Annotated in this window: 26 protein-coding genes and 1 tRNA gene; 18 read left to right on the top strand and 9 right to left on the bottom strand. The window is 48.6% G+C overall.

Annotation, left to right across the window (positions count from 1 at the left end; genetic code table 11):
- The first annotated feature begins 6 nt into the window (after window positions 1–6).
- The 13 genes from lptB to IPL32_15485 all read left to right on the top strand — a co-directional run bounded on the left by lptB (window position 7) and on the right by IPL32_15485 (window position 10,845).
- Window positions 7–771: an LPS export ABC transporter ATP-binding protein gene (lptB, locus tag IPL32_15545; GenBank protein ID MBK8467231.1), complete on the top strand. Its 765-nt coding sequence runs from the start codon at window positions 7–9 to the stop codon at window positions 769–771.
- 107 nt (window positions 772–878) lie between these two features.
- Window positions 879–2,456: an RNA polymerase factor sigma-54 gene (rpoN, locus tag IPL32_15540; protein MBK8467230.1), complete on the top strand. Its 1,578-nt coding sequence runs from the start codon at window positions 879–881 to the stop codon at window positions 2,454–2,456.
- 41 nt (window positions 2,457–2,497) lie between these two features.
- Window positions 2,498–2,842 (top strand): ribosome-associated translation inhibitor RaiA, encoded by a 345-nt coding sequence (gene raiA / locus IPL32_15535; GenBank protein MBK8467229.1) that lies wholly within the window; start codon window positions 2,498–2,500, stop codon window positions 2,840–2,842.
- Window positions 2,843–2,846: 4 nt separating this feature from the next.
- Entirely contained in the window at window positions 2,847–3,755 is a 909-nt protein-coding gene (rapZ, locus tag IPL32_15530; GenBank protein MBK8467228.1) for an RNase adapter RapZ, read from the top strand.
- Between the two features lies 1 nt (window position 3,756).
- Complete coding sequence (locus IPL32_15525) at window positions 3,757–4,191, top strand: PTS sugar transporter subunit IIA (protein ID MBK8467227.1); 435 nt, start codon at window positions 3,757–3,759, stop codon at window positions 4,189–4,191.
- On the top strand, window positions 4,184–4,462 hold the full coding sequence (locus tag IPL32_15520) for an HPr family phosphocarrier protein (GenBank protein MBK8467226.1): 279 nt from the start codon (window positions 4,184–4,186) through the stop codon (window positions 4,460–4,462). Before IPL32_15525 ends, IPL32_15520 begins: the two co-directional genes overlap by 8 nt.
- Before the next feature lie 3 nt (window positions 4,463–4,465).
- Window positions 4,466–5,395: an arginase gene (rocF, locus tag IPL32_15515; protein MBK8467225.1), complete on the top strand. Its 930-nt coding sequence runs from the start codon at window positions 4,466–4,468 to the stop codon at window positions 5,393–5,395.
- A 557-nt stretch (window positions 5,396–5,952) separates the two neighbouring features.
- Window positions 5,953–6,531, top strand: coding sequence for an RNA polymerase sigma factor (locus IPL32_15510; protein ID MBK8467224.1), 579 nt, complete (start codon window positions 5,953–5,955; stop codon window positions 6,529–6,531).
- 12 nt (window positions 6,532–6,543) lie between these two features.
- Complete coding sequence (locus IPL32_15505; protein MBK8467223.1) at window positions 6,544–7,242, top strand: hypothetical protein; 699 nt, start codon at window positions 6,544–6,546, stop codon at window positions 7,240–7,242.
- Window positions 7,193–7,831 (top strand): periplasmic heavy metal sensor, encoded by a 639-nt coding sequence (locus tag IPL32_15500; GenBank protein ID MBK8467222.1) that lies wholly within the window; start codon window positions 7,193–7,195, stop codon window positions 7,829–7,831. The genes IPL32_15505 and IPL32_15500 overlap by 50 nt, the downstream gene beginning before the upstream one ends.
- A gap of 117 nt (window positions 7,832–7,948) precedes the next feature.
- Complete coding sequence (locus IPL32_15495) at window positions 7,949–8,719, top strand: ABC transporter permease (GenBank protein MBK8467221.1); 771 nt, start codon at window positions 7,949–7,951, stop codon at window positions 8,717–8,719.
- Window positions 8,720–8,739: 20 nt separating this feature from the next.
- Window positions 8,740–9,633, top strand: coding sequence for an ATP-binding cassette domain-containing protein (locus IPL32_15490; protein MBK8467220.1), 894 nt, complete (start codon window positions 8,740–8,742; stop codon window positions 9,631–9,633).
- Between the two features lie 6 nt (window positions 9,634–9,639).
- Window positions 9,640–10,845, top strand: a complete 1,206-nt coding sequence (locus IPL32_15485; GenBank protein ID MBK8467219.1) for an MCE family protein — start codon at window positions 9,640–9,642, stop codon at window positions 10,843–10,845.
- Between the two features lie 53 nt (window positions 10,846–10,898).
- Here IPL32_15485 and IPL32_15480 read toward each other — a convergent pair.
- From IPL32_15480 to gap, 6 genes are all read right to left on the bottom strand, one after another.
- A tRNA-Leu gene (locus IPL32_15480) sits at window positions 10,899–10,983 on the bottom strand.
- A gap of 51 nt (window positions 10,984–11,034) precedes the next feature.
- Entirely contained in the window at window positions 11,035–11,406 is a 372-nt protein-coding gene (secG, locus tag IPL32_15475) for a preprotein translocase subunit SecG (GenBank protein MBK8467218.1), read from the bottom strand.
- 43 nt (window positions 11,407–11,449) lie between these two features.
- Window positions 11,450–12,211: a triose-phosphate isomerase gene (locus IPL32_15470; GenBank protein MBK8467217.1), complete on the bottom strand. Its 762-nt coding sequence runs from the start codon at window positions 12,209–12,211 to the stop codon at window positions 11,450–11,452.
- A 4-nt stretch (window positions 12,212–12,215) separates the two neighbouring features.
- Window positions 12,216–13,445, bottom strand: coding sequence for a phosphoglycerate kinase (locus IPL32_15465; protein ID MBK8467216.1), 1,230 nt, complete (start codon window positions 13,443–13,445; stop codon window positions 12,216–12,218).
- Between the two features lie 40 nt (window positions 13,446–13,485).
- Window positions 13,486–14,103: a hypothetical protein gene (locus tag IPL32_15460; protein ID MBK8467215.1), complete on the bottom strand. Its 618-nt coding sequence runs from the start codon at window positions 14,101–14,103 to the stop codon at window positions 13,486–13,488.
- 6 nt (window positions 14,104–14,109) lie between these two features.
- On the bottom strand, window positions 14,110–15,117 hold the full coding sequence (gene gap / locus IPL32_15455; GenBank protein MBK8467214.1) for a type I glyceraldehyde-3-phosphate dehydrogenase: 1,008 nt from the start codon (window positions 15,115–15,117) through the stop codon (window positions 14,110–14,112).
- A gap of 751 nt (window positions 15,118–15,868) precedes the next feature.
- Here gap and IPL32_15450 point away from each other — a divergent pair.
- A complete protein-coding gene (locus IPL32_15450) occupies window positions 15,869–17,647 on the top strand; it encodes a TolC family protein (GenBank protein MBK8467213.1) in 1,779 nt (592 codons plus the stop codon).
- 99 nt (window positions 17,648–17,746) lie between these two features.
- On the opposite strand, the gene IPL32_15445 is transcribed toward IPL32_15450, so the two are convergent.
- On the bottom strand, window positions 17,747–19,261 hold the full coding sequence (locus IPL32_15445) for a hypothetical protein (GenBank protein MBK8467212.1): 1,515 nt from the start codon (window positions 19,259–19,261) through the stop codon (window positions 17,747–17,749).
- A 171-nt stretch (window positions 19,262–19,432) separates the two neighbouring features.
- Here IPL32_15445 and IPL32_15440 point away from each other — a divergent pair, with 171 nt between their 5' ends.
- The 4 genes from IPL32_15440 (at window position 19,433) to IPL32_15425 (ending at window position 22,379) form a co-directional block, all read left to right on the top strand.
- Complete coding sequence (locus tag IPL32_15440; protein MBK8467211.1) at window positions 19,433–20,197, top strand: glycosyltransferase family 2 protein; 765 nt, start codon at window positions 19,433–19,435, stop codon at window positions 20,195–20,197.
- A gap of 81 nt (window positions 20,198–20,278) precedes the next feature.
- A complete protein-coding gene (locus tag IPL32_15435) occupies window positions 20,279–20,914 on the top strand; it encodes a hypothetical protein (GenBank protein MBK8467210.1) in 636 nt (211 codons plus the stop codon).
- A 12-nt stretch (window positions 20,915–20,926) separates the two neighbouring features.
- Window positions 20,927–21,466, top strand: a complete 540-nt coding sequence (locus IPL32_15430; GenBank protein ID MBK8467209.1) for a hypothetical protein — start codon at window positions 20,927–20,929, stop codon at window positions 21,464–21,466.
- A gap of 13 nt (window positions 21,467–21,479) precedes the next feature.
- A complete protein-coding gene (locus tag IPL32_15425) occupies window positions 21,480–22,379 on the top strand; it encodes a VWA domain-containing protein (GenBank protein MBK8467208.1) in 900 nt (299 codons plus the stop codon).
- Window positions 22,380–22,389: 10 nt separating this feature from the next.
- On the opposite strand, the gene IPL32_15420 is transcribed toward IPL32_15425, so the two are convergent.
- Both IPL32_15420 and IPL32_15415 read right to left on the bottom strand, forming a co-directional pair.
- The gene (locus IPL32_15420; protein ID MBK8467207.1) at window positions 22,390–23,463 is read right to left on the bottom strand and encodes a D-alanine--D-alanine ligase; all 1,074 of its coding nucleotides are present in this window, start codon (window positions 23,461–23,463) and stop codon (window positions 22,390–22,392) included.
- A gap of 3 nt (window positions 23,464–23,466) precedes the next feature.
- Window positions 23,467–24,936, bottom strand: coding sequence for a proline--tRNA ligase (locus IPL32_15415; protein ID MBK8467206.1), 1,470 nt, complete (start codon window positions 24,934–24,936; stop codon window positions 23,467–23,469).
- Between the last annotated feature and the right edge of the window lie 45 nt (window positions 24,937–24,981).

Below are 24,981 nucleotides of genomic sequence, written 5' to 3'. Positions count from 1 at the left end.
AGCACAATGGACCCCAACGCCTCAAACGGACATTCGCCTAAACACGATATCGATTCACTGGCCGCCCAACATTTGCAGAAAACATACGGCAGCAGACGTGTTGTTGATAATGTAAGCCTGTCAGTTGCACCGGGCGAGGTCGTCGGCTTATTAGGGGCAAACGGAGCCGGAAAGACGACAACATTCTATATGATGGTCGGGCTTGAAAGTTCTGAAGAAGGCTCGATCTCGATGAACGGCCGCGATGTATCAGCTCTGCCGATGTACCTGCGTGCCCGGCTCGGCCTTGGATATCTACCTCAGGAATCGTCAGTTTTTCGCAAGCTCACCGCCGAGCAGAACATTCTCGCCGTACTCGAAACGATGAAAATGAGCCGCATTGAACGTTTTTCGCGACTCGAAGAGCTTCTTGAAGAATTTGGGATCACGCATGTTCGAAAGAACAGAGGCGACTCACTGTCCGGCGGCGAAAGAAGACGCGTCGAGATCGCTCGCTGCCTGGCTACCAACCCTCGTTACATTTTACTTGATGAGCCCTTTGCCGGCATTGACCCGCTTGCAATAGACGATATTCGCGAGATCATTTTGTATCTAAAAAAGCAAGGCATCGGTATCCTGATCACTGACCACAATGTCCGCGAAACACTTGGAATTACAGATCGGGCCTACATTCTTTCCGAAGGTAAGATCCTTCGTTCAGGCGACCCGTCCGCACTTATTGATGATCCCGATGTCCGGCGGTTATATTTGGGCGAAAGGTTTACCTTGTAAACTTACAGTCTTTTCCATTTTCCATTCAAACTCGGTATAATCTAGGTGTGATTCGCTGTTTCTCACATCGAGTAACAGTTGAATAGCTAACGCGCTCCTTCCTGAATATGTCATCTCTACGGCTAACTCATCAATTGCAGCAAAAGATGGTTTTGACGCCCCAACTGCGTCAGCGTATCGAAATGCTGCAGATGACGTCGCTCGAATTGAATGAACTGATCGAGCTGGAGATGGTAGCCAATCCTGTACTTGAGGAAGTTCTGCCCGGAGAAGAGGTCCAAGAGATCGGAGATAACATTCTTGATCAAAATTCCAGCGGTGATGATGACGGATTCGATAACAATGCTGATCACTCAGCTGATGCCATTTCCGAAGCGCGCACCGATCATCTCGCGGAGATTGACGGAATTGTGCCCGAAGGATCGAGCCTTAACGGCAACGAAGAACATAGCACAGACATCGACGGGGACGACGATTCGCATGCGGAAAGCGCCGATTCTTTTGATGAGATCGATTATGGTCGTGAATTTCAGGATTATCTCGATCCCGGTTATCGCACTCAGGAGATCGAATATAAAGATGACGCTCCGAGCTTTGAACAGTTTTTAACTCATTCGCAGTCACTCAGCGAACACTTAGAATGGCAGCTTCATCTTCTTAGCTTGAACAGCGAAACGGAAGAGGCGGCGATCCTCGTGATCGGCAATTTGGATGACGACGGACGTTTATCGACAAGCATCGACGAAATTGCTGAGATGTGCGGCAGTTCAGTGGAAACTGTTGAACGCGCGAGACAAGCGGTTATGAAGCTCGACCCAGTCGGCTGTGGAGCGTTCAGCGTACACGAATGCCTGCTCGCACAGTTGCATGTGATCGGTGAGCGAGAAAGTCTCGCGGCGGACCTTGTCATAAATCATTTGGAAGACCTTCAGCCGCACAGGCTTCAGCATCTGGCAAAAAAAACGGGTGTTGATCTACAAACTCTCGATAAAGAGATCGAAAAGATCAGGCAGCTTGATCCATTCCCGGGAAGGCGTTATTCGTCCGAAGAAGCGATCTTCGTGTCCCCCGAAGTTTACGTGGAAAAGCTCGAAGACGATTATGTCATCTATTTTGCCGATGATGGCAGCCCGAGACTTCGTATAAGTCACACCTATAACAAACTGCTCGACCAAACCGACTCATCAAAAGAAACTAAGGATTTTATTAAAGAAAAGATGCGATCGGCGGTTGATCTGCTTCGAAATATCGAGCATCGGCGGCAGACTATCTACCGCGTGGTAGAGTGTATAGTTTCTCGCCAACGGGACTTTCTTGATAATGGCGTCGAACATATTAAACCGATGATGTTGAAAGACATTGCGGAAGATATCGGCATGCATCTTTCCACAATTTCGCGAGTAGTAAATCGTAAATACGCCCATACGCCGCAGGGCGTGATTGAGTTGAGGCGGTTTTTTACTGAAGGAATGCTAAATGAAGAAGGTGAAGAGGTTTCGACGCGCATACTTAAGCTGAGGATCAAGAAAATGGTTGAGGACGAGGATACTAAGAAGCCATTGACCGATGACCAGATCGCAAGAGTTTTGAGTAACGAAGGAGTCAAACTTTCAAGGAGAACGGTCGCAAAATATCGCGATCAAATGAACATTCCCGGCTCGCGGGAACGTAAGACTGTTATTTAATTTCGGTAATCATACATACTAATTAAGAGAGACGAACAAACATGAACTTTGAATTCACAGGACGACACATTGACGTAACACCGGCACTAAAATCCCATGTGGAAGAACATTTTAAGAGGATCGAACATATTTTTGACGGCAAGCCGCCTAAAGCGCACGTAATAATTGAAGTAGAGCGCGGCAGGCATCGATCCGAGGTCGTGATCAATTGGCGAAACGAAGTTTTGACGGCTGAGACCAGTAACTCAGATATGTACCAATCGCTGTCTCAGACCATCGAAAAGATCGAAAAGCAGGCTAGAAAATTGAAGGATAAAGTGATCGATAAATCGCACAAAGCGACAAAGGCGTCTGTGATACCGACACTTGAGGATGAGGTCGATTAGCTTTATGCCCTCAGAAAGACGTAAAAAGCAGCGGAAAAGTGTAGAGCTTCCTGAGTTCGTGATCGTGACAGGACTTAGCGGATCGGGAATGAGCTCGGCAACGGATGCATTTGAGGATCTTGGATATTTTTGCGTCGATAATCTGCCTTTGACGATGCTTTCGACTTTTGGACGTTTGCTGATCGAAGGCGAAGACGGCACTCCGCCAATAGAGAAGGCTGCTTTGGTAATAGATATTCGCGAACGTCATTTCTTGTCTCAATTCCAGAGTGAACTTGCTAAGTTAGCAAAGAAAAAGATTAGACCGTTTATCGTTTTTTTTGAGGCGTCAGACGAAGTCTTGCTTCGTCGCTTTTCCGAAACGCGCCGTCGTCATCCTGCCGACAACGACAAAGGCCTTCTCGCCGCGATCCGCGCGGAACGACGGACGCTCAAAGATGTCCGCAAACTTGCGGATCTTCACATCGACACGTCCGAGCATACTGTTCACACGCTGCGACATTTGATGGTCCAGAAATTCAGCGGCTCCGACAAAGGTGTGCCGATGAAGGTCGAGGTGATAAGTTTCGGGCACAAATACGGCAGCCCTCGCGGTGTCGATCTTATGTTTGATGTCCGGCATTTGCCTAATCCATATTTTCAACAGGACCTAAAACATCTTGCCGGCGAAGATCCAAAGATAATTAAATACCTCCGCGACAAGCCTGAAGTAAACGAGACGATTAAAAGACTTATTGATCTGCTGTTATATCTGCTGCCGCTATATCAACGCGAAGGCAAATCTTATTTAACGATCGGTGTTGGCTGTACAGGCGGACGACATCGTTCGGTGATGGTCGCGAACAGCCTGCGCGACGCGCTTAAGAAAGAGAAGTTTGACGTTTCGGTGACGCATCGAGACATTCAGAAATAATATGAGCGAAACAAAACGAATCGGCGGAGTCATCGTATCTCACGGACAAGTCGCAAATGAATTGCTAGCAGCGGCAGAAGCTGTCGTCGGCGATCTCAGCCACATCACTGCGGTCTCGATCGGCTGGCATGACGATGTCGATATGGCCAAAGTCGAGATAGAACGTGCGATCGCACAGGTTTCTAATGGTAACGGAGTTTTGGTGTTGACCGATATGTTCGGCGGCACGCCGACGAATATCTCGGCAATGTTTCTCAAAGAGAACGAAGTCGAGATCGTTACCGGCGTCAATTTGCCGATGGTGATAAAGCTCGCATCCAACAACAAAGAAATTACGCTTCACGAACTCGCAATAGAGGTCGAGGATCAGGGTAAAGAAGCGATCTGTCGAACTAGCGCCTTTCTTGAGCCGCAGAAAATGAAAAAGGATGCTTGAGCGCGAAGTGAGTATCACAAACGCGCTCGGCTTGCATGCGAGAGCGGCGGCAAAGCTCGTGCGGCTTGCTAACACGTTCCGCAGCAGCGTTACGCTTACGCGAACTGACACAAACGTAAGTGCTGACGGCAAGGATATATTAGGCCTTTTGCAGATCGCAGCGGGAATCGGCGTCGATCTGAAGATCACAGTCGAAGGCATTGACGAACAAGACGCCATCGAGCAGATCACAAAACTCTTCGCCGACAAATTTGGCGAGGATCAAGATTGAATTATGACTGATAAAAAAGTAGGAATACTCGGCGTGCCGCTTGGCTTTGGTGCGGGGAAGACGGGAAGCGAGCTTGGCGTTAATGCGATGCGTTTGACGGAGTTTCGCGGGCTGAGCCTCGCTGAGCACATACGCGGCGGCTATCAAGTCGTCGATCACGGCGACGCAGCGATTGTCCAACCCGAGCCGGGATCTGACGGAGGCCATCCCAAACATCTAAAGGAAATGCTCGCTTCAAGCGAGAACATCATCAAAGCGGTGAGCGACATTCTCAACGCCGGTGAACTGCCGATCATTCTCGGCGGCGATCACGCTATTGCGATACCGACATTCTCGGCCATCGCCAATCACTATAAGCAAAAGGGAACTGAGATCGGCTTGATCTGGTTTGATGCTCACTCGGACATCAACACGCCTGATACTTCGCCGTCGGGCAACATTCACGGCATGCCGCTGGCGACGATACTCGGCTACGGCAACGAACAGCTCGTCAACCTCTGCGGCTACGCGCCAAAGCTCAACCACAAATACTTCGCGCACATCGGAGCCCGCGACATCGATCAGGGCGAACGTGCCACGATCGAAAAGCTTGGGCTTCGCAAGAATTTCTTTACGATGAGCGACATCGACAAACGCGGGATGGCTGCGTGCGTCGAAGATGCTATTAAGATCGCTTCACAGGCTCCGGGCGGTTACGCCGTGACGTTTGACATCGACATGATCGATCCGCGATTCGCACCGGGCAGCGGCACCTTGGTCCGCGGCGGCACGACCTATCGCGAAGCCCATCTCGCCCTAGAGATCATCGCCGAACACGGCGGCATGCGGTCCTTCGAAATAGTCGAAGTCAACCCGCTCCTCGACCAAAGCAACATCACCGTCGAACTAGCCTGCGAACTGATCCTGTCGGCGTTGGGTAAGACAATCTTGTAGGTGATTTCTAAGATAGAATCTGAAATTTAGTTTATTTTCATGAAACATGCTTTTTGTCGCCAGCGTATCACAGATAATATCTTCGACGACATGTGCACATATGTTATCTTACAGGATACTTGAATCGATCTTTGACAACTCAAAAAATACCTTGAAACTTGTGTCGGATTGTGGCGCAAATATTTTTTTTTCAAATTAGGCGGACAAAGTAAAAATATGCGATGTAACCTCAATAGTTGCAACAGTTAGAATGTCCGGTGTGGTGTCCGGACACGCCGGACAAGGCGATCTGAAAAACCGGGCTTAACCTATTGCAGCAATTGGGTTTATGCGAATCGTGCTGTGTCACAATGTGACATTTGTCCGGTCGGTAATGCGAGTTTTGTCTAATTTTGAAGCGTTGTTTTTGGTACCCGCTGGCAACATCGCCAAGGAACTTATTCAGACTTTTTTATTATTTTTTGCGTCTTAGTTTTGTTGACGTGAACAGCCTGGCGTTTGGTCCGTGAATTTTGAGGTATGATTCTCGTGAAAAGATAGTGTGTTGACACGAGTCGATGTTGCAAAGCAAAACCGATGAACAGCTTGTCGAACTGGCAGTTTCTGACGACAGGGAAGCCTTCGACGAAATCGTTAGAAGGTGGGAACGAAAGATCTTCGCTCTCTGCTTCGGTATGCTCGGGCGCGAGGACGACGCAGGCGACGCCTGTCAGGAAGCCTTTATCGCGGCCTACCGCAACATAAAGAATTTTCGCGGCGAGGCAAAGGTTTCGTCGTGGCTGCACCGGATTGCGGTGAACCAGTGTTTGACAATAAAACGTCGTCAAAAATCGCGGTCGGAGGATTTCCTCGACGATGATGAAGGAGCCGAAGATCGAACATTCGTTGCATCGCCGAATTATTCTCCGTCGAAAGTCATCGAAAAGAGTGAGCGGTTGACGCTCGTGAGACAAGCGGTTGGCGGTTTGCCGACGGAATTGAGGCAGGTGATCGTGATGAAGGAGTTTGAGGAAATGACGTTTCAGGAAATTTCGGAAACGCTCGAACTGCCGCTCAGCACGGTCAAAAGCAGGCTTTACACGGCATTGAAACAGTTGAAAATGAGGTTGGAGCGAACGCCCGTCGAGGTCGTTTGATCTTTAGAAGCAATGAAGAATAACGGCAAAACAAATTGCCCATTTGAGGACGAGATCGTTTCGTATATGTACGACGAAATGGTTGGCGTTGAGCGTTCACAATTCGAGACGCATCTGGCTGATTGCACAGTCTGTACAGACGATTTCGCCGCGATCTCGGAAGCAAGGTTTTCGGTGTTCGAATGGCAGAAAGAAGAGTTCAACCATCTGCCGACCCCGGAAATCGTAATTCCATACGAGCCGAGGCAAAAGTTTGTCGAACAAAGTGAGTCTGTTGGACTATGGGCAGGGCTTCGCGGTTGGCTACAGCCTTTACCGCTTGCGGCTGTGGCTGGATTGGTACTATTTTTGGGCGTGGGCTTTTTGATGTTGAGATCAACCGGCACGAGCGAACTGCCGATCGCGTCTAACGTCCGGCCAAACGACGTGCCGAGTACCGCTCCGCTCAAGAATACTGAGACGAGCAAGCAGCCAGAGTTAGATCAGTCTGACGTTGCTGTAACGACTCCTAAGACAACGAATAAGGACATTCAGCCGATCAAGGCCGTCGCCCGTCGTCAGATTTCTAATGCGAAACAAACAGTCGCGACAACCGTTAGAAGGCAACCTACGACGACATTGCCTTCGACCGCTCCGGTTTTGAGCAATTATGAGGCTGAAGATGACAATTCGCTTCGGCTCGCCGATCTGTTTGCGGATATTGACAGTTAAAAAGTTTAAGGAAGATATGATGGGAAAGAAATACTTCACAACAATTATCATGCTGGCTTTGGCATTTGTTTTTTCTTCAACTGCCATTGCTCAAGATGCAAAACCCTCTGACGCTCCTCCGCGTGAAGTCCAGCGTCCGGAGATGAAGCAAACCCGCGACCCTCGCACCGACTTTCTTCACAAGCTCGGATTGACGGAAGAGCAAGTACAGCAGATCCGTAAGATCCATCAAGAGAAAAAGGCATTGATGGAAGAAGCTCAAAAGCGTTTTCGAGAGGCCAACCGTGCTCTTAATGAAGCGATCTATGCCGACCAGACCAATGCAGAAGAAGTCCAGGCTCGGTTGAGTGAACGTCAGATGGCGCAGGCTGAAGTTGAGAAACTGCGGTATATGAATGAGTTTGCCGTCCGCCGTGTTTTGACGCAGGAGCAATTGGTTCGTTTTCGTGAGCTTCGTCAGAGATTTGAAAAGATGCGGGAAGAGCTAAAGATGCGTCGTCAATTCAATGTTGATAGAACCCGACATCATGGCAAACCACAGACTGCAGAGTCCTCAAGATCAAAAGACCAACAACGGCAAGACTTGTAAAAATAGTAATTTGTTTTATGATTCAGCCGGTTCTTGAAAGGGCCGGCGGTTCTTTTGTGTTTGATGTTTTGTAAGTGTTCGTTATATCCTGAACCAAATATATTTGGCTCTCCATTAATGAATCCACTAACAAAATTCCTTTTCGAACTTCAAGATATCACAAATCTATTGTGGCGTTCGATCAAAGGTCTGCGCAAGAGACCGCGATATTTTGATGAGATCATCAATCAAATGGACCAGATCGGTGTCGGCTCGCTGGGAATTGTCGTACTTACCGGTTTTTTCACCGGCGGCGTATTGGTTCTGCAAACATACCCCACGCTGCAATATTATGGAGCCCAAAGCAACGTAGGGCAGGGAGTTGCGGTCTCATTGATCCGTGAATTGGGGCCAGTTTTGACAGCGTTGATGGTCGCAGGCCGTGTTGGCTCTGCGATAGCCGCCGAGCTAGGGTCAATGGTCGTATCGCAGCAGATCGATGCAATGCGTGCGCTTGGAACGTCCCCGGTTCGTAAGCTGGTCACTCCGCGATTGATCGCTTTGCTGGTCACTCTTCCGTTATTGACGATCGCGGCTGACCTGTTTGGGTTGATCGGCGGCGGAATCGTCGCAAAGCAGTTGCATGGACTCGATCTTAATGTTTATATATCGTCGGTTCGCACCGGCACTGCCGTTGACGACCTAGTGGCGGGTATCGTAAAGCCAGTATTTTTTGGTGTGATCATAGGAATGATCTCGTGCTACAAGGGGTTGAATACCAAAGGCGGTACGGTTGGGGTCGGAGTTTCTACTACGCAGGCGGTTGTCGCGTCATCAATCAACATTATCATTGCAGATTTTTTCCTCTCCAAAATTTTACAAACTTTACTGCAGGGTACATTATTTTAAGGCGGTGAGTACGAGCTGATATGTCATTTGAGAATATTGAATTTCGAGAGCAGATACACGCGGACGGTTTGCTTCCCGCTAGCTCGTCGGACGCCCGCAGTAGTGAGCGTATTCTGCCTGCGATCGAGTTTCGAGACGTTGAACTGGCATTTGACGATCAGGTCATTTTGGACAAGATCAGCTTTTCCGTTAGGCGTGGAGAGACAAAGATAGTTTTGGGCGGCTCGGGAAGCGGTAAGTCAACGATCATCAAGCTGATTCTCGGACTCTTAAAGCCCGATGCGGGCCAAATCTTTATAGAGGGCGAAGATATCACGGACTTAGACGACGTCGAGCTGATGCGTATCCGTGAAAATATCGGTATGGTGTTTCAGGAAGGAGCCTTGTTCGATTCTTTGTCCGTATATGATAATGTCGCTTATCGCCTGCATGAAGATGGAATTGATGAGGATGAGGTTGAGCACGAAGTCCGCCGAATGCTCCAATTCGTTGATCTCGAAGACGCAATTGATAAGATGCCTATAGAGCTTTCCGGAGGCATGCGGCGGCGTGTAGGTATAGCCCGGGCACTCGTAGGAAATCCCGGCATCGTACTTTTTGACGAACCGACTGCAGGGCTTGATCCGCCGACTGCGAGAACCATATGCGAACTGGCAATTAAACTTCGCGACCTCGAGGATGTATCATCTATATTTGTAACGCACGAGATGAACAATCTTGAATATATCTCTTCTGAATACACTGTGCTGGACCGCAAGGGAAAGGTGCATTTTGAACTCGAAGGCGAACGATTGTGCTTAATAAATACCGAGGTAATGATGCTGCGGAACGGTAAGATCATCTTTAGCGGAAAGGACGAACAACTTCGTGCCAATAGTGATTCTTACATACAGAGATTTATTCGAGGAAAGTAAAAAACGATGCCCAGACGTCAACAAAAACTTACCTTAAGTGAGCTTCGCGTGGGAATATTTATGCTCGGCGCGTTGCTGGTCACTGGTTTCCTGATCCTTAACTCAAGTGGGGGCTTTAATCCGTTTGAGAAAAAACTGCGGCTAAAGTCCCGATTCGAAAGCGCAGACGGCCTGCATCCGGGAGCCGATGTTCAGCTGGCTGGCGTTTCCGTTGGGAAGGTCGAGGACGTTAGGTTTCTTCCGCCTGACTCGCCCGCAGGACAACGGATCGAAGCGACGCTTGCAGTAGTCCAGGAATTGGACAACAAGCCAATTTCCGACCTGATCCGTACTGATTCTCGTGCACAATTGGTCGCTACGTCGATCCTCGGCAACGACAAGATGATAAACATCATTCCCGGCACGTCAAAAGGCAGTCCTATCGTCAATGGTGCTTTGCTCGATTCAAGCGCGGGAAATTCGTTAACCCAACTGACTGAAACCGGAAATGATCTGCTCAAAAAGATCAATGAGATCGCTGTTCCGGCAAATGATATTCTGAACAAGGCTAACCAAGGCGACGGCACACTTGGCCGCATTATCAATGATGAATCGCTCTATAAAAGTCTCGACAGCGCCGTCCTTGAAACTCGAGCAACGATGACGCGCCTGCAAACTACGATAGACAAAATAAATAAGGGCCAGGGCAGCGCAGGCAAATTGGTGAACGATCCCGCTCTTTACGATAGTTTGAATAAAACAGTAGCGCAGTTGGAAGCTATCTCAGGCGATATCAAAGCCGGACGCGGCTCCGCGGGGAAATTTGTCAATGATGACGCTTTGTATTTAGAGACTCGCGATGCAGTGGCTAACCTAAAAGTTTCGGCGGAAAAGATCTCGGCGATCGCCGATGATGTAAAACTAATAACGTCTGACATTCGAGACGGTAAAGGTTCAGCCGGAAAATTGTTCCGAGACGACAAGTTATACGACGAGACGAAAGATGCTATTGCCCGCTTCGCCGCAACAACTGTCCGTATCGAAGCGATACTCGCCGATGCACAGGCAGGCAAAGGAACGATCGGACGCCTTGTAACCGACGAAACGCTTTACAACAGCATTAATCAAACCGCTAATAACGTAAACACCCTATCGAGCGAAGGCACGAAACTTCTCTATGATTTTCGGCAGAATCCTAAGAAATTCCTACGCATTAAATTGGCGTTGTTTTAGAAGTTACTTACAAATAAAAAAGACAGGTACAAAACCTGTCTTTTTTATTTCGATGGTGCTCAGGGCGAGACTCGAACTCGCACGGATTACTCCACACGCCCCTCAAACGTGCGCGGCTACCAATTACGCCACCTGAGCAGTATCTTTCTCAAATCTGAGATATCAGATCTGAAATTTGAAATATCAAAATTACTTGTTCGCCGGAGAACCTTCAGTGGGCTCGGACGTATTTGCATTGGCATCGGCCGGTGCAGCAGTATTCGAGTTAGCATCCGTTGATGTCGCCGTGTTTGAATTTGCATCATCGGGGTTTGCATCAATCGAAGCCGGAGCTTCCGTCGGTGTTTCCGGAATGCTGTTCAAAACCGAGACGTTACCGGTCAAAGCAGGCATCGCCAGCAACAATGCTGATAACATAAACATTGACGCTGCTGCGATCGTCACTTTTGACAACACCGTTGCGGTTCCGCGCGGACTCATTGCCGAACTCGAAACATTGCTGGTGAACAAAGCTCCTGCATCAGTCTTACCAGGCTGCAACAAGACCGCAGCGATAAGCACAAAACAAGAAAGGAAAAATAAACCGTATAAAAAATAAACCATCTTAATTACGTCCGTAGTTTACGATCTGAGCGAAGCTCCCCGCTTCGAGACTCGACCCTCCGACCAATGCACCATCCACATCCGGCTGCGACATAAGTGTCGCGATGTTGTCCGGTTTTACCGATCCGCCATAGAGAATACGAACTTTGTCCGCTGTTTCGCCGGCGTGTGTTTCGGCAACGGTTCGGCGAATGAAGCCGTGCATTTCTTGAGCCTGTTCGGGCGTCGCGGTTTTACCCGTTCCGATCGCCCAGACAGGCTCGTAAGCGATTATGATACGTTCCATATCCGCAACTGTCAAACCGTCTAACCCGCTTACCAGTTGTCTTTTAACGACACTTTCAGCCTGTCCGGCATCTCTCTCATCAAGCATTTCGCCCACACATACGATGGCTGTCAACCCAGCCGCAAGGGCAGCTTTCGTCTTTCTATTTACCGATTCGTCGGTCTCCCCATAAAACTGCCGCCGCTCGCTGTGGCCGATAATAACGTATCGACAGCCGACATCCTTTATTATCGTTGGAGAGATCTCGCCTGTGTGAGCACCAAATTCGTTCCGAGCAGCGCAATCCTGAGCCGCCAGACCTATATTCGAACCTTCGAGCCGGTCGGCAACAGTTTTCAATGCCGTAAAAACCGGAGCAATTACAATTTCGCAATGATTAGCGTTTGCCACAAGCGGTTTTAACGCAAGCGCAGTGTCAACTGCCTCTCCGAGCAGTTTGTACATTTTCCAATTTCCGGCGATTACGGGTTTTCTCATATTTTTACTTATCGTTCAGTGCGGCTACGCCCGGAAGCACGTCACCGGCCAAAAACTCTAGTGTTGCTCCGCCGCCGGTTGAGATGTGGCTTATTTTTTCGTTAAGGCCTGCCTGATTTACGGCAGAGACTGAATCGCCGCCGCCGACGATTGATATTGCTCCGTTGTCGGTAGCGTTAGCGACTGCTTTTGCTATCGCGACTGTGCCTTCGTCAAACGGCTTTTCTTCGAACATTCCCATCGGCCCGTTCCAGACGATCGTTTTTGCTCCTTCGAGGGCTTGTTTGAATATTTCAATTGTCTCGACGCCGATATCGAGGCCTACTAGTCCCGCGTTTGTAAATGCGACAGGAATGGTCTTTCGCGAATTAAGCGGGTCATAGCTATCGACGACCTGATGATCGGTTGGCAGTATCAATTCGACGCCGGCATCCTTTGCCATTTGCTCGATCTCGAGCGCTTTTGGCATCATTTCGTCCTCGACCAGCGATTTACCGATGGTAAAGCCTTGAGCCTTAAAGAACGTGTATGCCATTGCTCCGCCGATCAGCAGCTTATCGACTTTGCGGTTTATAAGCGATTCTATGACAGGTATCTTGTCCGAGACCTTTGCACCGCCTAAAATAGCCACGAACGGCCTTTCCGGGTCATGCAGAGCTTTTCCGAGAAAATTAAGTTCTTTCTCCATCAACAGCCCTGCAACGCAATCATCAACATAATGCGTTATGCCTTCTGTCGAAGCGTGTGCTCGATGTGCCGTACCAAAAGCATCATTTACATAAACGTCAATCTCTTCTGCAAGTAATTTCGCGAATTCTGGGTCATTCTTTTCCTCGCCCGGATGCAGCCTAAGATTTTCATACATTATTATTTCACCATTGACCATCGCATTTTTCATAGAAAACATGTCCATCGCATCATCGACATCTTCAAAATGTATGGATTTGCCGAGCAATTTTGATAAATATTCAGCGACAGGCCGCAGACTGTATTTTGCCGGATCATACGGCAAGCCTTTTTCCTCAGTCTTCTTTTTGTCCTTTAACGGGCGTCCCAAGTGCGAAGCCAAAATGACCTTTGCTCCTTGTTCGACGGCATACTGAATCGTCGGCATGGCTCCGAGAATGCGAGTATCGTCGGAGATTTTCCCATCTTTGATCGGCACGTTGAAATCAACACGCATAAAAACCCGTTTGCCGGACAATTGGACATCTTTTATGGTTTTCTTATTCATCAGTCTATGCCCTTACTTAGTTCGGGCTTCTACAACCGGTTTATTTATCGAGACCAACCTGTGTTCTTGACATTATCTTGTCGTTCTTAAAAGTAAGTATGATCGACTTAAAATTGTCGCCTTCCCATTTATTGACCGAAAAACGCATCCCTCCGCCGCTTGAGCTGCTGATCTCGACACCTTTTCCGCCGAGAATGCTCTCAACCTCGGAACGGTCCATATCCATCTTGAGACGGTTGTAATTCTCCAGAGTCAGGTAGCTTTCCGATTTTCCGGTTTTAAGCGGCGTTGACGAAGATGTTGGTGATGCCGATGGCTTTTGTGTTGGCAGGCTGGGCCATTCAGAACTTACAGAAGATTGCTGGCTTCGCAGAAACAAAAAGCCGGCGATCGAACCTCCACCACAAAGCAGAATCGAAACCCCAAGTATGAGCAACACCCAAATCCACGCGTTTGAAGATTTCCGAGTCGTTTGGGATTGTTGCATCGGTGTCTGCCATTGAGTCGGAGCGGCCTGCTGAGTTCCGGTTTCACTTGGAGATGGCATCACAACTGTCGGAGCAGCTTGATCCGTGACGTTGAGCGCACTTCCGTCATCAAGACAAAAATTCAGATTATTGTCTTCGTACGTTTTGCGGCATTTCGGACAAATTTTCATCTAAGATCAAAGGCCTTTTTCGGCGACGAACCTTACGAGATCACGCACACGGCATGAGTAGCCCCATTCGTTGTCGTACCACGAAAGCACCTTTATACATGTGCCGCCGATGACCTTTGTATTCTCGGCATCAACGATCGACGAATTCGAATTGCCTTTAAAGTCAATGGAAACCAATGGTTCTTCGCTGAATGCCAAAATCCCTTTAAGTTCACCGTGTGCGGCTTCTTTTAGGATCGCATTGACCTCTTCTGTCGAGGTTTCTTTTTCGACATTCATCACTACATCGACAAGCGAAACGTTCGGCGTCGGAACACGAACTGAAATGCCGTCAAACTTTCCTTTTAATTCAGGAATTACAAGAGCTATGGCCTTAGCGGCACCGGTCGAGGTCGGGATCATCGACAAAGCAGCAGCACGCGCTCGGCGAAGGTCTTTATGCGGCAGATCAAGCAACTGCTGATCGTTCGTGTAGCTGTGGATCGTATTCATCAAAGCGCTTTTGATACCGAATTTCTCATGAATGACCTTCGCAACTGGAGCCAAACAGTTCGTTGTGCATGAGGCATTCGAAATGATGTGATGGCTTGCTGCATCGTACATTTTCTCATTTACGCCTAGTACGATCGTGATGTCTTCGCCTTTTGCGGGAGCAGAAATAACGACCTTCTTCACGCTGCCGCGAATGTGCTTGCCCGCATCCTCCGCCTTGGTAAATCTTCCGGTTGATTCGATAACAATATCGGCACCGACCTCTTCCCACGGTATCAGCGCGGGATCCTTTTCAGAAAACACGCGAAAACTGTCGCCCTCGACCTCGATCTTGCCGTCACCCGCAGTGATCTTGTGGTCTAGATTGCCCATTACCGAATCGTATTTGAGCAAATGTGCAAGCGTTTTGGTATCCGTAAGATCGTTTACCGCAACTAGATCGATATCCGAATCGCCCAACCACGTCCTGACAACCGAGCGTCCGATGCGTCCAAAACCATTTATACCTACTTTTATAGCCATTGTTATCTAAATTCCTCCCAAAAAGTGCGTATATTAAAATCTTGAAGATACCGCAAATTTGCCTAGATTTCAAAGGGCGGCCAATAAGCGTGCGGTCAATTTTGAAATGTAACTTGGTCCCGACACTTTTGTCCGGTCTGTCAGGAGCTTGTCCAATCGCATGGTTATGATGATGTCCCAGTGTCCCACCGTTTTTTCGCAAAAATCGTGCACCAAACGTTCCGCACCGTTCCACCTTAAGGTGGAACGGTGTAAACCTTGACGTTGAACGACTTAGGACGTATAAAACGCCCGCATTCCACGATTTTTTGAAAAAAATAAGACTGCAGGTTACAACACCGGTAACTGTTGCAATCACTAATGTTACGGTTAGCAAGGACCCGTGAAACACCGACTCTTTGCTGGAACGCTATTTCCAAATAAAGACCGCAGACCTAAGACTCCAGACCCCCAAATTTGTCAAAGATCCCAAATCGCCATACAGCAATTCCCGCATCACCCTAGCGCATTTCGAGACAAATTGGAAGACCAACTTTCCCGATATGACGTAATTTTCTTGAAATCACCCAACTTTCCGGGGCTGAATCAGCCAGTCGCTATCGCTCCCGGTGATGTGACAAGATTGTTGAAACAAACCTAAATTCGCGGGCGTAATAACGGATTAAGTTTTTTCTGGCATAATTAAGTGCGACCTACCAATGTGCCGAGGCAAAGGAAAATGAAATTTTTGCGATTAAATCCTACTTTAAGATTGACAGTATTCATTTGCGTTCTCGGCATTTCGGTGATGGCATCGCCGCAGACCGATACACGTACTAACGAAAATGTCAGCGACGACAAGATGACCGCATCTATTGCGAACATCCCGTCACAGCCGACAAATACGAGTTCCCTTAAAACGCGAAATGCGGCTACCGGACTTGCACGCGTCGGAGTTCAAACGGCACAGCCTTTAACACTTACGCTGCAGGATGCTATTCGCCGGGCTCTTGAGAGCAATAATGATATTGAGGTTTCTCGCGGCGATGTTCGTTTCCAGGAAACACAGGTTCGATCACTGAAGGGCATTTACGACCCTGTCTTTTCGGTGTCGCCAAATTATTCACGGAGCAGTACAACCGGTTCACCTGCTACGAATGATTTCCGTGTTAATGCCGGCCTCACGCAGTTCATTGAGCGGGGCGGCGGTAATTATCAGGCATTTTTCAACAATCAGCGAACTGAAAACGCTTTTAATCAGGCTCAGGTGAGTTCGGGCTCTGTCCAGGGCGGCACTGCGGTCTTTTCATCAAGCCTAGGCTTTACTTATACTCAGCCGCTTTTTAGAAATTTTCGGATAGACAGCAAACGTCATCAGATCATAATTGCCCAAAAACGTCTCGAACAAACAGATTCGGAATTTCGACTAACAGCAACGAGCACAATAACTCAGGTTCAGCGGGCCTATTGGGACCTCGTCTTCGCTTCGCGAAATCAGCAAAATCAGATCGCTAATGTTAACCTCGCAAAAGAAAATCTGCGTCAGGTCGAAGCGAAGATCGAGGCGGGTGCGGCGGCTCCGCTTGAACGAGCAGAGGTCGAAACAGAACTTGCGAATCGCGAAGGCGATCTTCTGCTTGCGACCCAGCAGGTTGGAATCGCTGAAAATCTATTGAAACAGTTAATCCTCCGTGACCCGCTTTCAAATGAATGGTCACAGTCATTAGTTCCGACTGACGCTCCTCAAGTTAGCCTGGATGCTCTCAACTTGGACAACGCAATGAAGGACGCGATGGACAATCGTTTTGAACTGCGACGGCTAAAGCTTCAGAAAGAGATCAACTCGACGGATATTCGTTTTTATAAAAATCAGACAAAGCCCCAGATCGACTTTAATTCGACATTTTCACTCGACGGCCTTTCACAAGGGGGAACATCTACAGATTCAACATTCGTTCCTCAGTTCACGGGCAATGATGAAATACTGCGACAAAAATTGAATCTGTTATTTGCTCCGGGTAGTCAGATCCCAAATCCGCTGATTGAGATTCCCGGCACGCCATCATTTTTGGTTGGCGGCTTTAATCGTTCGCTTGCAAATATATTCCGTAGCGATGCTCCCAATTTTTCATTGGGTGTTACGATTTCATTCCCATTCCGAAATCGCACTGCGAAAGCGAATCTCGACGGAGCACGAATACAAGAACAGCAGCTGGAAGCCCAAACCCGCGGCCAGGAACAGACAGTCATCGTCGAGGTGAGAAATGCCGTGCAAGCGGTTGAGACCGCGCGGCAACGTGTGCTGACCGCTCGTCGAGCAAGGCAAAATGCTGAGATACAATTGGCTGGGGAGCAGAAACTTTACGAGGCAGGCAGATCTACAACGTTTTTGCTTTTTCAGCGTGAGAACTCTTTGACCAACGCGAAAAATGCTGAGATACGAGCTGAGACGGATTTCAACAAAGCGGTTGCCGATCTTCAGCGTGTAACTTCAACTGCGTTTCGTGAAAATAACATCACGATAGATTCACCAGTTCCGGGATTGAAATAATTTGGGCAATGCAGAAGCCCGCACTTTTTTCTGGGCGATACATTCGATGTTGAGTGTATCGCCCTTACTTACGTGCGGGCTTGAGCAAGCTATTCTTATCTAAAACAGGTCTATTTTACCGTCGACCAGATTTACCATTGACTCGCCTTCGTTAAACATAAGACGTTCCCAAGTTAGCGGCGAAATTGATCCCGGCTTACCAATCGCAGTAAATCTGAGATTCAAGAGCAATCCATCACCCTCAATCGGCATCGCTCCGTAAACTGCGACTCTCAAGAGTCCAGGCTCAACCGAGTTGACCATTGCAGAAAGGCCGCGGCTGACTGTTCCTACGACGTCGACCGGTTTTTTCAGTGGCTGAATCACCGATGGGTCATATCTGAGATCAAACTCATATGAGATCACTCCCTTGTCAACTATGCCTTGGACGCTCACGGGAACGATCATGTCCCTCGCATTGCCAATTTCAATATTCGGCAAACTGACATTCATTGTCTTTTCCGGCCCACTCGTTTTAGCAGACCGAGCCGCAGAACTGGTCCAGTTGCCTGTAACCTCTCCCATGAGCAACGCCGAATAATCTTCGCCGGAAATACTCGACAACACAGAAGCGTAGATCTTATTTGCCGGAAGGAATTTCCAGTTTCCTGTCACTCCAGAAGGCGGTGTTTGTATCACATAGCTAGCAACTGCGGCCGCGTCAAAGGACGTTATCTGGCCGTTGTCGCTGGTATCAGCCACGATCAACTGGTTGCCGGTCAAAGTAAATGCTCCAGCGACATGCTGAGCGATCCTTGCGGCATCGAATGACGTAATGCCGTTCTGTCCGCCTGACTTAGTTGGCGTGACAGCATAAGAACCGGCTCCAAAACCAGAAAGTGAATAGCTGCCGTCGGGAAAATCACTTGTAGTTGAAACATTAGGCGATCCTGCTCCGCTCAACAACACATTTGAAACAAAACGCGGATTCGGCGATCCAGCCGCGTTGCCATATGTGATCGTTCCGCTTATCGCAACCGTCGGGGTTGGAGTGCTGGTAGGCGACGGAGCGATTTGGCTTGCAGCGGTGGCCGTATACGTCTGATCCCCTAAGCGTCCGTTATTGTTATTCGCCTGAATACCGGCGGCGTAGAACGTGACCGGCCCAACATCTGTTGCCGGAGCGGTCCAATCAAAAGTCCACGTTGCACCGTTGCCAGTTCCCGCAAAAGTTCCGGTCTGGGTGTGCGCCACATAAAATCGTGAATTACCAAAATCAGCGTAAGTGAATCCGTCCGTCGAGGTAAACGAGCCGGCGGCATTGTTCGTACCATCCAGTGCAGTCATTTGAAATCCCCATCTCAGCCGTGTCGCGTCAGTTGTTGAATGCTGAACACTAATTTGGTATGTCTGTCCAGGAATGTAGTTGGGCGGAGCCGTGATGGAGAGTAGTCCGATGCCGGCGTTCTGAGTATGGCAGTCAGTACAAGTGATTTCGCCGGGTGCTCCGGTGAAACTCACTGGAGGTCCTCCAGAAAATGACTCAGCAGTGGACACTATGCCGTTATCTATAAACAGCAATCCGATACCGAACGCTAGAAAACCGATTACAAGAACGATCTTTATCTTATTCATAGTCATTAAAATTTACTTTCTGATCAATGGCATAACAGGGACAAGTTAGGAGGGTCGGAAAATATGATACTTCCGAAGGGTTTTTTTTGCAACCACTTTTCGCTGCCACCTTTGAATTCATTTGCAATTTTAACCTTTATCTTTCCCACCAACTCTGCGAAAATCCAGTGGATGAACATCTCAGCCGTGATCATTGCCGGAAATGAGGAAAGCAAGATAGCCGATGCTATTAGCTCGGTCAACTGGGTCGATGAGGTTCTCGTTGTCGATTCAGAAAGCACCGACAATACTCGTGCGATCGCAGAAGGGATGGGTGCTAACGTAATAACAAGGCCATGGCCCGGTTTTTCGGCTCAGAAGCAGTTTGGCATTGAAGCGGCATCTTTCGACTGGATTCTTAGCCTTGACGCAGACGAGCGCATATCGCCAGAGTTGCGTGATGAAATTCTAAACTTACGAAACGTTCCGATGAGTCTTAGGGCAGACGGCTACAAGATGCCGAGGCTTTCCTTTTATATGGATCGAGCGATCAGGCACAGCGGATGGTATCCTGATTGGCAGCTTCGCTTTTTCAACCGTCAAAAAGGAAAATGGAAAGATGTTTTGGTACATGAGTCATTTCAAATGACAGCGGACGCAAAGGTCGAAAAGTTAAAACACAACATTCTTCACTACAGTTCCGAAGGAGCTCAACATCATCACGAAATGATCGGTAAAAGATATGCTCCGCTTGCGGCACAGCAGTTATTTAACGAAGGTGTTATGACCTCACCTATTAGCATCGCACTCGCGGGGCCCGTAGCTTTTTTCTCGACCTTTTTTCTCAAACTGGGATTTCTTGATGGCCTGCCCGGCTATTGCATCGCCCGTTTTGCCGCTCAACATGCGTTTATGAAAAAATTATGTTTGTGGGAGATCCAAAATGCAAAAAGGTAGTTTTAAGCCGTCATTACAACTATTGAGAGACTCGACTCATCTAAATCTTTTAAGGACAGACAGCTTACGGTATATTTTTTTATGATCATGCATCTCACAAAATTTTGCTTTGCACTTGTATTCACCATCTTGTTCGCTGGGGTTGATGCCTATTCGCAGAAGGGTGTTGACTCGCAAACGCAAAAGATCAAGGACGATGGCAACAAAGTCACGACTCGAAGTAGCGACGCGACTCGTTCATTTGATTGGGGCAAGGGCAAGACTAAAGTTCGCGACCGCCTCGCAAACCCTTATAAACTGGCTTCGCGTCGCGATGTGTTGATTGAGACTATTGTTGAAGTCCTCCGTGAAAATAATATTATTGTCGATGATGCTTCCACCCGGATGAAGGACGGAATTATTATTACTCAGCCTTTTGTTTTTGCGAAAGGTTCCGTAATTGCGCAGAACGAGTTGAATCGTTACGCCGTTCTCGACTCATCTTATTCCACATGGACACGGGCTCGATACACTCTGACCATCGAGGTGCAATCTATCGACGGAGTGCAGAACAATGTCTCTGTGGTTGCCAAGATCGAGGGGCGCTCGGGCAATGGGTTGATGTCAGAGTGGCTGACACTACGCAGTTCCGGGGCTGCAGAAGACGAGTTTATTTCAAAGTTGGTCGAACGTGTAACTGGTTCCTCACCTGAACCGGTTCAGGATACACTTCGATAGGATTTTTTGGCCATGCGATTAATTGATCGAGTAATTCTGATTCTCTCATTTTTTGTTCTAGGCGTTTTGACCGCATTCGGACAAGGTGCGGATGGAAAACCGATCTTTGGAAACTTAAATGAGTGCGAGAGCCTCGAACGAAATCTTAGGGGAACGTGCATCACTCTGCGCATTAAGAGGGAAGAGAAAGAGCACGAAGAAATGCTCGAACGAGCTGAAGAAGTCCTCCGACTCTCCGACCGTCTCGAAAAGTCGTTTGCCCAAAACGGAAATCTATCCCAGACTGACCGTGCGGCGCTTGAGGCTGTTGAGAAAGCTGTCAAAAAGATCCGCAGCGAGCTCGGCGGCGATGGTGATGACGAAAAGATCGACGATATCTTACCGGCAGGTAAGAATGCTTCATTTGCCGACGCTGTGGATACCCTCAAAACTTTTTCTGCGAGTCTTGTGGAAGAGCTAAAAAAGACAAGCCGCTTGACCATTTCGGCGACAGCGATCCAAACTTCAAATGCTGTTCTGACGGTTACTCGTTTTTTGCGTATTAAGAACTGACCTTTGTCGCTGTATGAAGTTTTTCTCAGGTTTAATTTTTCTGGTCCTTGTCCTCTCGCTCAATGTTCCCAATTTCTACGCTCAAACAGACGATGATGCCATTAGTGTCGAATCCTCGATCGTTGTTCTCAACGCTTCTATCACCGACTCGTCCGGAAAGGCAGTAGGCGGCCTTACTCAAAAACTGTTTCATATTTTCGAAGACGGTGTCGAACAAAAGATCGAAACATTTGATACCCAAGAAACGCCGTTTGCGGCCGTGATCCTGCTTGATACGTCGGGCAGCATGGAAAATAGGGTTTCGCTTGCAAGAGCGGCAGCCATCAATTTTCTGGAAAGACTGCGAGTGACAGATAACGCGACAATTTACAATTTCAGTTCAAAGGTCGAATTGGTACAGGATTTTTCGAATAGCCGCGATATTCGCTATCAGGCGTTCGATCTTAAAGCCGACGGGATGACCGCACTTAATGACGCTGTTTACAAAGCGGCTGAAGTTCTCTCAAAGCGGCTGGAAAAGCGCCGTGCGATCATCGTTTTGTCAGACGGGGCCGATACGATGAGCAAAGTCTCGGAGAGCAAATCTCTCAAGGCGGCTCTGTCCGTTAATGCAATGATCTTCGCCGTAGATATGTCGTCGCCAGATCTTAAACCCAACGAACGAACACAAAATCGTGGTACTCTGACAAACTTTGCGGAGAAAACAGGCGGGCGTTATATTTCAACACCTGGCGGCATCGCGATGCGAGATGCGTTTACTCGAATCGTCGAGGAACTCGGCACCCAATACACGCTCACCTATCAACCATCGAACATAAAAAAAGACGGCAAATGGCATGCGATAGAGCTGCGGGTTTCAAAACCCAATCTCGCTATCCGCACTCGCAAAGGCTACAACGCTCAAAAGAAGTAACCACCAAATCTTATTTGGTCGTTTTATTTTTCTTCTTGTCTTTGTGTCGCTCGAAAGCAAATTGAATGAGTTCGTCAATGACTTGGGGAAAAGCCTTTCCGGTGCCGGCCCACATTTTTGGAAAGCCCGAAGCGTCGGTGAGACCGGGCATTGTATTGACCTCATTTACCAATAACGCTCCGTTGTCATTACGCAAAAAGAAGTCAACCCGAGCAAGCCCCGAACCGTCGATCGCCTTGAAGGCGGTGACGGCCATTTGCCGTATTCTGGCAGAGAGCTCCGGAGAGACCGGAGCGGGCACGACGAATTCGTTGTTACCAGTTCCCGAATATTTTTCGGTGTAATCAAGGAACGCTTTCGACGAATCTCGAATTATATACTCGCCGGGCAAACTCGCTTGCGGCAGATCGTTGCCAATGACGGCACATTCGATCTCACGCATTTCAAGGCCCTCCTCAACAATGATCTTGCGGTCGTATTCGGCAGCCAGAGAAATTGCTTCGGCAAGACTCGCAGGATCAACTGCTTTTGAAACGCCAACGGACGAACCTAAATTTGCAGGTTTCACAAAGCAGGGAAAACCAAGTTTGTTTGCAACTTGTGTTAGCGTTGCTTCGCGGTTGCGAACCCATTCGTCCCGAAGAAACCACACGTAATCACATAGAGGCAATCCGGCGTCGCGAAACAGCGTTTTCATAAACGCCTTGTCCATACCGGTCGAACTCGCAAGTACGCCGCAGCCCACATACGGCAGGTCAGCCATTTCAAACAGACCTTGAATGGTGCCGTCCTCTCCGTAAGTGCCATGCAAAACGGGAAAAATGACGTCTAACGAGGTAGGAGACAGAAGACGGGAAACTGGATAAAGAAGTTCCTTGTGATTCTTCGTCTCTTGCGTTCCGCCGTTCTCGAAAAACGCCCGCGACTTTTCGGCGTCAAGCCACACGCCTTCGGGCGTGATGGCAATCGGCACGATCTCATATTTCTCTGGATCAGCCTGCTCGATGACCGTCTTCGCCGATCGGATCGAGATCTCATGCTCACCCGAACGCCCGCCAAAAATTACTCCAACACGTGTTTTCATAGTTTAGTAAGCTCTGGCAAAGATTACTCGCTTATTTGAGGCTGAACCCGAATATACACATTTCCCGCTTTCTTCCACCGCGTCGAGCGGGATGCAGCGGATCGTGGCTTTAGTTTCGGTTTTGATCTTTTCTTCGGTTTCCGAAGTGCCGTCCCAATGTGCCGAGATAAAGCCGCCTTTTTCGATCTGACCCTTGAATTCATCCCACGTATCGACACGAAAAGTATTTTCCTCGCGAAAGTTCAGAGCTTTCTGATAAATAGTTGCTTGGATTTCATCGAGCAGAGCCGTGACGTGTTCGACGATGCCTTCAAGCGGTTGCGATTCTTTGGTCAGAGTGTCGCGGCGGGCGACTTCGACGGTGCCGTTCTCAAGATCTCGCATGCCCATCCCGAGACGAATAGGAACACCGCGAAGTTCATACTCGGCAAACTTCCATCCGGAACGCTGATTGTCGGCGTCGTCGTATTTGACCAAAACCCCGGCGGCCTTTAACTTCTCAAACACTGGCGCGACCTTTTCGGAGATCGTTGCGAGATCCTCGGGAGTTTTGTAGATCGGAATAATAACGACCTGGATCGGAGCGAGTTTTGGCGGCAGGACGAGTCCCTGATCGTCGGAGTGCGCCATGATGAGAGCACCCATCAGTCGCGTCGAAACGCCCCAGCTCGTCGCCCACGGAAACTCAAGCTGATTTTCTTTATTTACAAACTTAACATCGAATGACTTAGAAAAATTCTGTCCAAGAAAGTGCGACGTGCCGCATTGGAGAGCTTTGCCGTCTTGCATCAGTCCTTCGATGCAGTAGGTTTCGACGGCTCCGGCAAAACGCTCGTTCGGCGTTTTCAAACCACGCAAAACAGGCAGGCCGATCCATTCCTCCGCAAATGTCGCGTAAACGCCGAGCATTCGCTCGGTCTCTTCGATAGCCTCGGCTTCCGTCGAGTGAGCAGTGTGGCCTTCTTGCCATAGGAACTCGGCCGTGCGAAGAAAAAGCCGTGTTCGCATTTCCCAGCGAACGATGTTGCACCACTGATTAATGAGCAGTGGCAGATCGCGCCACGATTGTATCCAGTTTTTGTAGGTGTTCCAAATGACGGTTTCGGATGTCGGGCGAATTATCAGTTCTTCTTCGAGTTTGGCGTTCGGATCAACCATCAGCCCGCCATTCGGATCAACTTTGAGGCGATAGTGCGTAACGACCGCACACTCTTTTGCAAAACCTTCGGCGTGTTCCTCTTCTTTTTCGAGAAAAGATTTAGGCACGAAAAGAGGGAAGTATGCATTCTGATGCCCGGTCGCTTTGAACATATCGTCCAACGCACGCTGCATCTTTTCCCAGATCGCGTAACCGTAAGGCTTGATGACCATACAGCCGCGAACGGCTGAATTCTCAGCCAAATCGGCACGTTTGACGATCTCGTTATACCACTCGGAATAGTTTTCCGATCTTTTTGGAAGCCCTTTACTCATAAAATACTATTATCCACGGAGTTCACAGAGAACATTGAGATAAAA

Origin of the sequence: Chloracidobacterium sp., assembly GCA_016711345.1 — a bacterium.
In the GTDB taxonomy this organism is placed as follows: Bacteria; Acidobacteriota; Blastocatellia; order Pyrinomonadales; family Pyrinomonadaceae; genus OLB17.
Note: the sequence above shows the minus strand (reverse complement) of the source record. Positions and strands in the feature narration are given on the sequence as shown.